At 58.7% G+C, this 12,065-nt stretch carries 12 protein-coding genes; 8 read left to right on the forward strand and 4 right to left on the reverse strand.

Translation table 11 applies throughout. The annotated features are described in order from the left end of the window. The first annotated feature begins 117 nt into the window (after positions 1-117). Genes recA through CJ187_RS02480 form a run of 3 tightly spaced genes read left to right on the forward strand, consistent with a single transcriptional unit; the run spans position 118 to position 2,375 of the window. Positions 118-1,254 carry a recombinase RecA gene (gene recA / locus CJ187_RS02470; RefSeq protein WP_102215904.1) on the forward strand — a complete coding sequence of 379 codons (1,137 nt, stop codon included), beginning with the start codon at positions 118-120 and terminating at the stop codon, positions 1,252-1,254. Further along, positions 1,254-1,832 carry a regulatory protein RecX gene (locus CJ187_RS02475; protein WP_102215903.1) on the forward strand — a complete coding sequence of 193 codons (579 nt, stop codon included), beginning with the start codon at positions 1,254-1,256 and terminating at the stop codon, positions 1,830-1,832. The genes recA and CJ187_RS02475 overlap by 1 nt, the downstream gene beginning before the upstream one ends. 51 nt (positions 1,833-1,883) lie before the next feature. Further along, positions 1,884-2,375, forward strand: coding sequence for a CinA family protein (locus CJ187_RS02480; RefSeq protein ID WP_102215902.1), 492 nt, complete (start codon positions 1,884-1,886; stop codon positions 2,373-2,375). 169 nt (positions 2,376-2,544) lie between these two features. On the opposite strand, the gene miaB is transcribed toward CJ187_RS02480, so the two are convergent. Continuing rightward, positions 2,545-4,062 (reverse strand): tRNA (N6-isopentenyl adenosine(37)-C2)-methylthiotransferase MiaB, encoded by a 1,518-nt coding sequence (gene miaB / locus CJ187_RS02485; RefSeq protein ID WP_102216545.1) that lies wholly within the window; start codon positions 4,060-4,062, stop codon positions 2,545-2,547. A 126-nt stretch (positions 4,063-4,188) separates the two neighbouring features. Between miaB and CJ187_RS02490 the strand changes: the two genes are divergently transcribed. Next, a complete protein-coding gene (locus tag CJ187_RS02490; protein WP_102215901.1) occupies positions 4,189-4,887 on the forward strand; it encodes an MgtC/SapB family protein in 699 nt (232 codons plus the stop codon). Positions 4,888-4,936: 49 nt separating this feature from the next. On the opposite strand, the gene CJ187_RS02495 is transcribed toward CJ187_RS02490, so the two are convergent. Together CJ187_RS02495 and CJ187_RS02500 are read right to left on the reverse strand one after the other, a co-directional pair. Next, complete coding sequence (locus CJ187_RS02495) at positions 4,937-5,407, reverse strand: YbjN domain-containing protein (RefSeq protein WP_102215900.1); 471 nt, start codon at positions 5,405-5,407, stop codon at positions 4,937-4,939. After that, positions 5,400-5,870 (reverse strand): hypothetical protein, encoded by a 471-nt coding sequence (locus CJ187_RS02500; protein ID WP_102215899.1) that lies wholly within the window; start codon positions 5,868-5,870, stop codon positions 5,400-5,402. The genes CJ187_RS02495 and CJ187_RS02500 overlap by 8 nt, the downstream gene beginning before the upstream one ends. A gap of 62 nt (positions 5,871-5,932) precedes the next feature. Here CJ187_RS02500 and miaA point away from each other — a divergent pair, with 62 nt between their 5' ends. Next, on the forward strand, positions 5,933-6,838 hold the full coding sequence (miaA, locus tag CJ187_RS02505; protein ID WP_102215898.1) for a tRNA (adenosine(37)-N6)-dimethylallyltransferase MiaA: 906 nt from the start codon (positions 5,933-5,935) through the stop codon (positions 6,836-6,838). Here the strand turns inward: miaA and CJ187_RS02510 are convergent. Continuing rightward, entirely contained in the window at positions 6,805-7,425 is a 621-nt protein-coding gene (locus CJ187_RS02510) for a class I SAM-dependent methyltransferase (protein WP_102215897.1), read from the reverse strand. The genes miaA and CJ187_RS02510 overlap by 34 nt on opposite strands. 65 nt (positions 7,426-7,490) lie before the next feature. Here CJ187_RS02510 and hflX point away from each other — a divergent pair, with 65 nt between their 5' ends. From hflX to CJ187_RS02525, 3 genes are read left to right on the forward strand one after another with little or no spacing between them, the layout of a single operon-like run. After that, positions 7,491-9,017 carry a GTPase HflX gene (gene hflX / locus CJ187_RS02515; RefSeq protein ID WP_102215896.1) on the forward strand — a complete coding sequence of 509 codons (1,527 nt, stop codon included), beginning with the start codon at positions 7,491-7,493 and terminating at the stop codon, positions 9,015-9,017. After that, positions 9,007-10,911, forward strand: a complete 1,905-nt coding sequence (locus tag CJ187_RS02520) for an ATP-dependent DNA helicase (RefSeq protein ID WP_102215895.1) — start codon at positions 9,007-9,009, stop codon at positions 10,909-10,911. Before hflX ends, CJ187_RS02520 begins: the two co-directional genes overlap by 11 nt. 33 nt (positions 10,912-10,944) lie before the next feature. Beyond that, positions 10,945-11,937: an L-lactate dehydrogenase gene (locus tag CJ187_RS02525; protein ID WP_233187290.1), complete on the forward strand. Its 993-nt coding sequence runs from the start codon at positions 10,945-10,947 to the stop codon at positions 11,935-11,937. Positions 11,938-12,065: the final 128 nt, after the last annotated feature.

Raw genomic sequence — 12,065 nt, forward strand, 5'->3', positions numbered from 1 at the left:
GAGGGTTTACAGCTCCTGGTCGGCTAGGCACGATAGGGGTATCCCGGAGAGGGAAGTATCCCTGTAAGACCAGCCCGGTAGTGCGCGGAGAGCGCGAGAGTTAAAGGAAGGGTTTCCATGGCCGCAACAACAGATCGTAATAAAGCACTAGAACTGGCTCTGAGCCAGATCGATAAACAGTTCGGTAAGGGTTCAGTAATGCGCCTGGGGGAAGACACCCACCGGCGAGTAGAAGTTATTCCCACCGGATCCCTTGCTCTCGACATTGCGCTCGGGGTGGGTGGGCTCCCGCGCGGACGTGTTATCGAGGTGTACGGTCCGGAATCGTCTGGTAAAACCACGGTAGCCTTGCACGCGGTGGCGCAGGCACAAAAACAGGGTGGTAACGCCGCATTCATCGATGCGGAACATGCATTAGACCCTGAATACGCGAAAAAACTTGGGGTTAACACCGATGACCTCCTCGTGTCCCAACCGGACACCGGTGAACAGGCACTTGAGATCGCGGATATGCTAATTCGCTCCGGCGGAATCGACATCATCGTCATTGACTCCGTTGCCGCACTGGTGCCGAAAGCAGAGATTGAAGGCGAAATGGGTGACTCCCACGTGGGTTTGCAAGCACGACTCATGTCGCAGGCGCTGCGGAAAATTACCGGCGCCCTTTCTGGAACCGGTACCACCGCGATTTTCATCAACCAGTTGCGTGAAAAGATCGGTGTTTTCTTCGGCAGCCCCGAAACCACGACGGGTGGTAAAGCCCTGAAGTTCTACGCTTCGGTCCGTATCGATGTGCGCCGGATCGAGACCCTCAAAGAGCAGGGGAACCCGGTGGGTAACCGCACGCGCGCGAAAATCGTTAAGAACAAAGTGGCTCCCCCGTTCAAACAAGCAGAGTTTGACATTCTCTACGGTAAAGGCATTTCTCGCGAAGGGTCGATTATCGACATGGGGGTTGAATCGGGCATTGTGAAGAAATCAGGATCCTGGTTCACCTACGGTTCTGACCAGCTGGGGCAAGGCAAAGAGAATGTCCGTAACTTTCTGCGCGACAACCCGCAGCTAGCGGACGAAATTGAAAATAAGATCCTGATTGAACTAGGTATCCGGGAAGACCCAAACGCGGTTTCAGTCGACGCCGAATCCGATAATAAAGCGGAACCCGAAACTGCGGGCAAGAAGTCCGCGCGCGGAAAAGCGAAGAAGAATAATGCTAAAGTCGCCTCCGATCCGGCGGCAGAGGCTGGTTTCTAGTGAATCTTTCTTACGATCCAGACGAGCACGTAGTTAAGAAACGTCGGGATTGGAAAAAGCAGCAGCGCCGCCGGGAAGAACGCCGTGAGTGGGCCGCCTCGCTAGAAGGGGAGCAGGCAGTGGAGCAGGCAAAAGAGGTGGCGCTGCGGATGCTTGATCGGCAAGACCGCTCAGTCGGGCAGTGCCGGGCCCGCCTAAGTGAACGCGGGTTCCAGCCCGAACCCATCGAGGAAGCACTGCAACGCCTAGTGGACGCGAACATCCTCGACGATGAGCGGTACGCCCGCATGCTCGTTAGAACCCGACACGCGGAACGTGGCCTCGTGGGGCGGGCTCTGGTGGAGCAACTGCGGCGCAAACTAATCCCACCGGACGTGATTGAACAAGCGTTAGACGAAGTGGATGAAGATAATACCGACCGTGTGGCGAGTGAACTCGTGCGGAAACGATTGCGTACGATGGGGGGAGTGGATCGAAAGAGGCAACGACAGAGGCTGCTGTCAATGCTGGCGCGAAAAGGTTATCCACCTTCACAAAGCATTCGGGTAATATCCGAAGTGATGGAAGAAGACAACTAATAAAAGGCGGGAGAACCCGTCAACGGGTCCCAACAGACGAGCGGAGCGCAAGTGGCAAGTACAGCACGGCTGATTATTCGTGAACTCATCGAGAAACATGAGACCGTGGCAGTTGCCGAGTCCCTCACCGGCGGTTTACTGTCCGCAGCGCTAGTGGATGTTCCCGGCGCGTCTGCGTGTTTACGTGGTGGGGCGTGTACGTATGCGGTAGACACTAAAGCACGCGTGCTGAACGTGAGCGGCGCCGCCTTGGAAGAAACCGGACCAGTGGATCCAAAAGTTGCGATGCAGATGGCACGCGGAGCAACGGAACTATTCGACGCGCGTTACGGCCTGTCCACCACCGGGGTGGCCGGCCCAGGGGCCGCCGATGGTCATCCAGCTGGCACCGTGTACGTGGGTTTTCACGATCGCGAGGCAGGTACCTCAGCGGCAACCCTATTTTCACTCAGCGGAAACCGAATGGAAATCCGCCAAGCAGCCACCCAAGCGGCACTGGACTACTTCTACGACCAACTCAGCGGCGTCGAAGCCCTGTTCTAGAAAGCAAAAGCCCGGTTCTAGAGAGCAAAAGCCATGTTCTAGAAGATAGAAGCCCGGTTCTAGAAAACGTGTCGCTCCCCACTGGTGCTGAACTACCAGCGCTAACGTGATTCCTGAGGGGCGCGCTGAGGCCAATCCGTACGAAAGTGCTAACTAATACCCACTGGCGCTAGCTGCGCGGACGGATAGTGGGCATGCCTAAACCAACTTTACGTGCCTGCTCGGGCGTCGGATTAGCCTGCTGCCAAATGTCACCCGCCCGGGTGCGGCGAACCTCAAACAACCCGTTTTCAAGTGCGGAATCTGCGATCAAATGGTGCGGCGCCCCGTGGGTGACGCGCGCACTCACCAAATCACCGGGCCGCACATCCACCCCGAACTCCACGCCTGCCGGCAAGCCGACGTGCACCAGCCGGTTATCGCGCGCCCGCCCAGACAGACGGGCAGAAGCTGCATCCTTCTTCCCGTGATGCTCACTGACCAGAACCTCAACCGTTTGCCCCTCCAGTGCATGCGCATCCTCGGTGGAAATCCGGTCTTGTAACGCAACTAGACGCTCGTAACGTTCCTGCGCCACCTGCGGCGGTACCTGATCGGGCATGTCCGCCGCCGGCGTGCCGGGCCGCGGCGAGTAAATGAACGTGAATGCAGAAGCGAACCGAGACCGCTCAACCACGTCCAGGGTCTGCTGAAAATCCTCCTCCGTCTCACCCGGGAAGCCAACGATAATGTCCGTGGTTATCGCTGCATTCGGAATCGAGGCCCGCACCTGCTCCAAGATTCGATCAAACCGGCGGGTGCGGTAAGACCGGCGCATTGCCCGCAAAACCCGGTCCGACCCAGATTGCAGCGGCATGTGCAGGCTCGGCATAACCGTGGGGGTTTGTGCCATAGCTTCGATCACGTCCTCACGGAACGCAGCCGGATGCGGACTGGTGAAACGCAACCTTTCCAACCCCGGAATCTGACCGGCTTGGCGCAGTAAATCCGCGAAAGCTCCGCGGTGGCCGAAACTGACGCCGTAAGAGTTCACGTTCTGCCCAAGTAACGTAACCTCGATTGCACCTTGCGCTACAACCGCTTCAATCTCCGCCAGAATCTCACCGGGCCGACGGTCCCGCTCCTTACCGCGCAGGTGCGGCACAATGCAGAACGTGCACGTATTATTACACCCCACTGAGATGGAAACCCACGCGGAATAACTGGATTCGCGCCGCGTGGGAAGCGTGGAGGGAAACACTTTGAGGGACTCTTCAATCTCCACCGAGGCCTCGCGGTTGTGTGCAGAACGTTTTAACAATACGGGCAGCACATCGATGTTGTGCGTGCCGAACACCACATCTACCCAAGGAGCTTTTTGCACAATCTTTTCGCGCATCTGCTGCGCTAAACAGCCACCCACTGCGATCTGCATGTCGGGGCGTTCACGCTTCACAGCAGCTAGCTGCCCGAGGTTACCGAACAGTTTATTCGCCGCATTTTCGCGCACCGAACACGTGTTAATTACGACCACGTCCGCACCTTCGTCACCAGCTTCCGTGGCGCGCGCAGCCGCTTGCGGTACTTCTTGAACCCGCACCAGGCCCTGTTCTTCGAGCAAACCGGCCATACGTTCGGAATCGTGTACGTTCATTTGGCATCCGAGCGTACGGACCGTGTAAGTTTTTGGGGAAATTGCAGTATTCATCGCCGCCATTGTAATAGACGGGTAAGCGAATGGGAATCTGAACTGGCGGCGCTGATGGGCGCGTCACAACGCATAAAGCGGTAGGCTCAAAGAGGTACGTAACTGAGTCATTTTGTCGGAGGTCTGGTGGATCCACGAATCTACGTGATGCCCGCTTTGGGATCACTGCTGCTAGCGACCACGCTGTGTGGCCTAGTTGGGTTGGAACGGCAGATTCGACACAAGAACGCGGGGATTCGCACGATCGCGCTCGTCGGATTGGGAGCGTGCCTGTTCACGCTCACCGGCCGGTTTGGTTTCGTGGTGCACGAGGCGGTGGCGGGTGACATGACGCGTATCGCCGCGCAAGTGGTTTCCGGAGTTGGTTTTCTGGGTGCCGGGCTGATTTTCGTCCATCGAGATTCCGTGCGCGGCCTAACCACCGCGGCTTCCATCTGGATTTCCGCTGCCATCGGAGTTACCTGCGGGGCGGGCCTGACATATATTGCATTGGCAGGCACGCTCGTGTACTTCATTCTCACCTTTATTCTGCCGCCGCTGATTCGGCTGCTGCCCAAAGCGGATCCGCAGCGAGTGGTTGATATTGAGTATTTGGAGTACCCCGGCACGCTGCGGCGGTTACTGCTGATCGCATCCGACCTGGGATTTGATGCGCAAATAATTGCTTCGCGGCGGCTCAATAAAGAAAAACCACCGCTCGTGAACGTGTCGATTCGCTTCACGGGCAGACTTCATTTAACCGAGCTTGCCGCCGAACTGGGGGCCACCGAAGGGGTAGAGGCCATCCACATTGAAGACACCCCAGAGATCGCGGATGCAGATTAACACCAGGGGATAGTCCCAGCCCTCAGCGTGAGGGGGCGCTGGCGAGTAGCTAAGCTGGGGGAATCAGTTCGGGCAGTTCCTCCATAGCTTGTTTGATGCATAACCGGGCTGTGTTGAAAGCCAACTGGAACTGTTCAATCGTCATTCCAGCTTCCGCGTAGAACGCGCAGTCAAGGCGAATCACCCACTGTTTCCCAACGCGCGCTACGTACGCGTTCGGGTAGTGCCACCGGGCGTTCCACTCATTTGTCGCATCCGTCAGCAGGTGCATGGCTTTTTCCACGTCCTCGAGCGTGTCGTCCGGTTGCCCGCCGAAAGAAGCGCCGGGGGAGGGCACGGGAAATTCTGACTTTATGAGCATCCACACATGATCGCTTGACACTCCCACGTTTAACGCCATGTCGTCGACCACCACGTCCACTGCCGCTTCTTGCTGCGCGACGATTTCGATTTGGCACAGTTCCAAGAGCTGGCCTAGCCGGTTCATGTCAAGAGGGTAGAACAGTTGGTGGTTACGCATCGCTATCGGGCCCCTCATTCTCCCACGGGTCCGGAAATGCGGTGCTGAGCTGGCTTAAAACGTAGTTTGTGGAACCAATAATAAGGTTGAGTTCTTGCAGGATCTGCGTATCTGTTGCCCCCGCGCCCCAGTTGAACGCCCACGAGGCTTTGAACCGGATCTTCCCTTCATCCATCACGTAGTACGCGATTTTGGGGGCGTAGATAGTGCCGTTTAACCGCTGCACCACGTTCTTAACTTCCCGCAGGTACGCGATGTTCACCGACCGACCCCAGGGGGCGTGGATGCGCCACAGGTATTGCCCGTTTTCAATTGCCGAGTGTGTGAGTTCCATGAAATGACTGTAGAACGGGATGATTGCACGACCGTCCGTGTCGGCGACACACTGAAACTTCGCTTGTTCTAACGCGGCGTACACCCGTTGCGGGGTTGCCGCTTGCAAAGATGCGGCTTGGTCGAACATGCGTCTAGTCTAGTGGTTTTGTGTTTGGTGAGAAACCACGGGCCGACCGCTAAGCTGTATGCGTGATAGGGATCGTTGGTTCAACCGCCTCAGGTAAGTCCGCGCTCGGCATGGCGTTAGCGCAGCATCTGCAGGGTGCGATTATTTCCGCGGACGCGTACGCGCTTTACCGGGGGATGGATATTGGAACGGCGAAGCCCTCAGCGCAAGATCGCGCACAAGTACCTCATTATCAAATAGATGTTTTAGATATTCATGAGGTCGCGTCGGTGGCTGCCTACCAGCAGTACGCGCGGGCGGACGCGGATGTGATCGAGGCGGGCGGGCAGGTGCCAATCGCGGTGGGTGGTTCCGGATTGTACGTGCGGGCGCTGTTCGACCAAATGCATTTTCCGGGTACGGACTCGCGGGTACGTGAGCGGCTCCAAGCGGAAGCGGACGAGTTAGGGAGCGCAGCTATGCACGCGCGGTTAGCGGCGGCCGATCCACAGGCGGCGCAGCGACTGCACCCAAATAATGCGCGTCGCATAGTGCGGGCCCTGGAGGTAATTGAGCTAACCGGCCAACCATTTAGTGCAACACTGCCCAAAGAAGAGTTTGCGCGGCCCAGCGTACTCATCGGGGTGAGACGCGAAAATGACGACGTGGACCAGCGGATAACTGCCCGCACGAAACAGATGTTCCAGACGGGGTGGGTGGAAGAAGTGCGCTCACTCATGCGCCGCGGGTTCGCTGCCACACCCACCGCGGTGCGGGCCACGGGCTACCGAGCAGTCATGGACCTCATAGATGGCGAGCTAACCTTGCAGGAAACGGTGGATGCCGTGTGTTTACAAACCCGTCAGCTGGTGCGCCGGCAAGTAAAATGGTTCCGGAAAGACCCGCGCATCCACTGGCTGAACGCCACAGAGATGAGCCAAGACCAGCTGGTGGATCAGGCGTTGCGCATAATCCGCAAAATGCGGTAACCCTTCTTCGAGGCGGCGCGCTGTGCATCCCAACCCTGCGCCGCGGCCCAGCGTTGGAACGAATCCGCACCGAGGTTCCGGGCGATCACCAACCAGGCTTGACCGTTTGGTGACAAATACTGCATCCACTGCGTGATCATGGTCTGCAACGCGTCTTTCCCCACGCGGATCGGTGGGTTCGACCAGATGCAATCGAACTGTAAAGATTCTTCTTGAGCGCGCGCCAGTGCCTCATCGGCTTTTAAGACCGTCAGATTTGAGCAGCCGTTAACACGCGCGTTCTGACGCGTAAGTTCCAGGGCACGGGTATTCACGTCAACGCCCCACACGTGGGCCTGAGGGCGCTCTTTCGCCATCGCCAACGCCAGCGGACCCCAACCGCATCCTAAATCTAAAAACAAACCACTTTCAGGTAAAGGCGGAGCTTTCTTGAGAAGAGAGGCGGTCCCAAGGTCTAACCGGTGCGCGGAAAACACGGACGACGCGGTTTTCACGTCGAAGTCAAACCCGCGGGCACTAAAGCTCAAAGACTCAGTTTCGGCGTTCGTTGCTGCTTGCGTATCAGTGAAGTAATGGCTCACACGCATTAGGATACCGGAAACGTGTGCACTCTCTGGAGATACGCGGAAAGACATGAGAAAATAGAGCCAGTATGGCTAAAAATGAGGTTTCTTCGGCTCACTCTGATGATGCAGAACTAGAACGCGCCCGTGCGGTCGTGCAACGCGTTTTGGAACGGCAAAAACGTCGCCCCGTGGCGCAGGCACTTAGTTCCACTACCGAGCAGCATGAGGAAGGCGCGGGAAGCCTCGAGCGGCAAGCCCGGGCCGCGCGCGGGGCTCTGCGGCAAGACCGCGTGGCGAGCGCGGAACTGGAAGAAGTTTCCGAAGTTGAGTACCGGCAAGTGCGGTTAGAGCGCGTGGTCCTCGTCGGAATCTACGCGCATTCACAGCGGGACGCGCAAAACTCCCTCAACGAACTCGATGCCCTGGCCCGCACAGCCGGGTCCGCGGTGGTGGGCCACATGCTGCAGCGGCGGGACATGCCGGACACGGCCACGTACTTGGGTTCGGGGAAAGCAAAAGAACTCGCGCGCCTCGTGCGGTCAACGGGGGCGGACACGGTGATTGTGGACTCGGAACTCGCCCCTTCACAGCGCCGCGCACTAGAAGATGTGGTGCAGGTTAAAGTGGTGGACCGCACGGCGTTAATCCTCGACATTTTCGCGCAGCACGCCCAGTCGCGCGAAGGCAAGGCGCAAGTTGAGTTAGCGCAACTGGAGTACCTGCTGCCGCGACTGCGTGGCTGGGGTGAGTCCATGTCCCGCCAATCTGGTGGCCGCGTTGCGGGTGGTGAAGGCATTGGATCGCGCGGGCCGGGGGAGACGAAAATAGAGCTCGACCGGCGGCGTATCCGCTCGCGCATGGCCCGTCTGCGCCGGCAAATCAAAAACATGCGGCCCGCCCGGCAGACCCGGCGCCACCACCGCCGAATGGGGCGGATCCCGTCGGTTGCGATCGCGGGATACACGAACGCAGGTAAGTCGACGCTACTGAACCGGCTCACGGGGGCGGAAGTGATGGTTGAAGACGCGCTGTTCGCCACCCTCGACCCCACCGTGCGGATGGCACAAACCCCAGATGGGCGCGAATACACCCTGGTAGACACCGTTGGGTTCGTGCGCAACCTCCCAACCCAGCTTGTGGAAGCCTTCCGTTCTACGCTTGAGGAAGTGGGGGAAGCGGACGTTATCGTGCACGTCGTGGACGCGGCCCATCCCGAACCGTTCGCGCAGATCCGCGCGGTGAACGAAGTGTTAGAAACAATCGACGGCGCCGCGCATATTCCTCAGGTCATAGCGTTGAACAAAGCGGATCTAGCTCCCGCAGCGGACCTGGCGATTCTGCGGTCGCGACTGCCCAGAGCGGTTGCGGTTTCCGCTCGGACCGGTGCGGGCATTGACGAACTTGCAGAACTGATCGCCCAGACCCTACCTCGCCCCGATGTGCACGTGGACGTGGTGGTGCCATACGAACACGGGGACCTGGTGAATAGTTTCCACGAGACCGGACAGATCGAACAGGAAGAATACCTGGAAACCGGCACCCGCCTCGTGGGGCGCGTGAACGGATCTTTAGCGCACCGATTACAAGAGGTGGACGTCGCAAATGGCCAGTGAAGACCAAGACTTACTGCGCCGCGTAGTCGACTCGTTCAACGGAAAAGAACGGGCTGGCCAGCAGAAAATGGTGGACGCGGTAGCCAGTGCACTGGACGAGCAGCAGCGACTACTCGTAGAGGCCGGCACCGGCACGGGAAAATCACTGGGCTACTTAGTGCCCGCCATGCGCCGGGCGGTGGAACATTCCGAGCGCATCGTAATCTCCACCGCCACACTGGCTTTGCAACGCCAGATCCTCACTAAGGACGCCCCGCAGGTAGCAGCCGCGATGGACGCGGACGTGGACGTGGCCGTGCTGAAAGGGTGGTCAAACTACCTATGTATGCACAAGGTGTCGGGCGGCTACCCCGATGATGACGACACGTTGTTCGCCCCCGCTCCCTCCTCAAGCACCGGCAAACAGGTGGTGCGGCTGCGAGCGTGGGCAGAAGAGACCACTACGGGGGACCGCGATGACCTCACCCCCGGAGTTAACAATGAGGCGTGGCGAGCCGTGTCAGTAAACACTAACCAGTGTTTAGGAACCGCCTGCCCAATGCGGGCCGAATGCTTTCCCGCTCGGGCCCGCGAGGCAGCTGCTAAAGCCCAGATCGTCGTCACCAACCACTCAATGCTCGGAATCCACGCCGGTACAGACAACCGCATTCTCGGTGAGTTCGACGCCCTCATAGTCGACGAGTCCCACGATCTAGCTCGCGTTGTTCGCGACCAGTCCGCCCGGCAGCTCGCCCCAAACTGGGTGTCCTCACGCGCCCGGAGGGTTACGCGCCGCTCCAGCGTGGACACGCACGCACTCGAGGACGGCTCTGAACTGTTCAACACCGCGTTAGAATCCCTCGACGAAGGCCTTCTTACTGTGCGCCCACCCGAACTCGTCGAAGCCCTCTGTGCCGTCGACTCCCAGGTACGCGACGTAGTGCGACAAATCGGAGCACAGCCCGGGTTAGAAGCGATCGACAAGAAACTGGCGCTCGCGGCCCTGTCTGACACCCAAGCGTTCTTGGATGCGTGGGGGCGGGATCCGGAGCGGATGATCACCTGGGTGTCGCGGTCAAAAGATGAGCAGCAGACGTATCTGAACTGCGCCCCGTTAGACGTGGCGGGAGCCATTGCGCACAACCTGTTTGCCGAACGTGGCTGCGTCCTCACGTCCGCGACCCTCAAGCTCGCGGGCTCGTTCACATCCATGGCGCGCGAGACCGGTGCATCACTGCTGCCGGGCACGGTGCACACCCTCGACGTTGGAACCCCATTTGCCCCAGAAAAACAGGGGATCCTCTACGTGGCTTCGCATCTGCAGGTGCCGGGCAGGTCGGGGGTGAATGCCGATGCCCTCACAGAACTCGTTGAACTCACCCAAGCGGCGGGTGGGGGCGCGCTCGCCCTGTTCTCATCCCGCGTGGGTGCCCAAGAAGGGGCGGCCGCATTGCGCGAAGCACTGGATGTACCCGTTTATGTGCAGGGGGAAGAACAGTTACCCGCACTGATCAATAAGTTCGCAGCAGAGGAAGACTCGTGCCTTGTAGGCACCTTGTCGCTGTGGCAAGGAATAGATGTAAAAGGGCATGCGTGCCGACTCATCACGATCGACCGGATTCCGTTTCCGGTGCCCTCCGACCCGGTGGTGGCAGCCCGGAACCGCGAAGTTGCAAAACGCGGGGGGAATCCATTTAGGGTGGTGTCGCTCGACCACGCGGCCCTTTTGATGCGCCAAGCAGCAGGCAGGTTACTGCGCTGTGATGAAGACCGGGGGATGGTTGCGATTCTTGATTCCCGGGTGGCGAGCCGTGGCTACGGTAAATATCTTTTGACTTCGCTGCCGCGCATGTGGCGTACCGACCAAAAGTCCGTTGCTTTATCCGCTTTAAGGCGTTTGAATGGTGGTAACTGACCTTGATCAGTTTCAGAAATGGAGAAAACAGCTATGAGCAGCACTACCCCTAAGTCGTTATACCCGTCCCACGTGCCAGGTGGCCCGTCGAAAATCAGTGTTGTGGGTGCGGGCGCGGTGGGGACCGCGGTCGCATATGCGTCAGCTATTCGCGGTGACGCGCGCAAAATCGCGCTCTTTGACATTAATAAAGAAAAAGTTGAAGCCGAAGCGATGGACATTGCCCACGGCATCCAGTTCACGGGCTGCGGTTCCGTGGAGGGATCAGATGACATCGCGGTGATTGAAAACTCTGACCTGGTGATTATTACGGCGGGGGCGAAGCAGAAACCGGGGCAGACGCGTTTGGATCTAGCGGAGTCCACCGTAAATCTGATGCGCAAGATTGTGCCTCAAGTATGCGAATACGCGCCGAACGCGGTGCAAATGTATATTACGAACCCGGTGGATGTGGTGACGTATGCGGCGCTCAAGATTTCGGGTTTGCCGCGCAACCAAGTGTTCGGTTCCGGAACGGTGCTGGACACGTCACGCCTGCGGTACCTAGTATCGCGGCACACGGGGGTTGCAATTAAAAATATTCACGCGTACGTGGCCGGTGAGCACGGTGATTCCGAAGTTGCGTTGTGGTCCAGTGCGGAGATTGGTAACGTCCCGCTGCGCCATTGGGGGCCCACTGTGGATGGGCGGATTTTTGACCGCCAGTTGCGTGACGAAATTGCGCATGAGGTAGTGCAGTCTGCATACCGGATTATTGAAGGTAAAGGGGCTACTAACTACGCGATTGGTTTGGCAGCGACTAATATTGCGTCCGCGGTGCTGCGCGACGAGAACCGGGTGTTGACGATTTCGTCAATGCTGGATGATTGGCAGGGGATCTCAGATATTGTGATGGCCGCACCGACTTTAGTTGACCGGCAGGGGGCCGGGCGGGTGTTGGAACCGCCGCTGACGCTGCATGAACGCGACGGGCTAACGCGGTCCGCTGAAAACCTGCGTGAGGTCGCGAAGAGCCTGGGTCTGTAGTTTTCCCTAGTCTTGTGTGCGGATGGTTGCGTCCACCCACGCAAGGTGAAGTAAGAGGGGGTCTGTGGAGTTAACTCCACAGACCCCCTCATTTACATCTGCACCCGTACTACCAGGTCTGGAGTAGA

It is taken from the genome of Gleimia hominis (assembly GCF_002871945.2).
In the GTDB taxonomy this organism is placed as follows: domain Bacteria; phylum Actinomycetota; class Actinomycetes; order Actinomycetales; family Actinomycetaceae; genus Gleimia; species Gleimia hominis_A.

Bases quoted from the DNA above. Each gene is read 5' to 3' on its own strand.
- recA (WP_102215904.1), top strand. From the start codon at position 118: ATGGCCGCAACAACAGATCGTAATAAAGCACTAGAACTGGCTCTGAGC.
- miaB (WP_102216545.1), bottom strand. From the start codon at position 4,062: ATGAATACTGCAATTTCCCCAAAAACTTACACGGTCCGTACGCTCGGA.
- CJ187_RS02495 (WP_102215900.1), bottom strand. From the start codon at position 5,407: ATGCGTAACCACCAACTGTTCTACCCTCTTGACATGAACCGGCTAGGC.
- CJ187_RS02500 (WP_102215899.1), bottom strand. From the start codon at position 5,870: ATGTTCGACCAAGCCGCATCTTTGCAAGCGGCAACCCCGCAACGGGTG.
- CJ187_RS02510 (WP_102215897.1), bottom strand. From the start codon at position 7,425: ATGCGTGTGAGCCATTACTTCACTGATACGCAAGCAGCAACGAACGCC.
- hflX (WP_102215896.1), top strand. From the start codon at position 7,491: ATGGCTAAAAATGAGGTTTCTTCGGCTCACTCTGATGATGCAGAACTA.
- CJ187_RS02520 (WP_102215895.1), top strand. From the start codon at position 9,007: ATGGCCAGTGAAGACCAAGACTTACTGCGCCGCGTAGTCGACTCGTTC.
- CJ187_RS02525 (WP_233187290.1), top strand. From the start codon at position 10,945: ATGAGCAGCACTACCCCTAAGTCGTTATACCCGTCCCACGTGCCAGGT.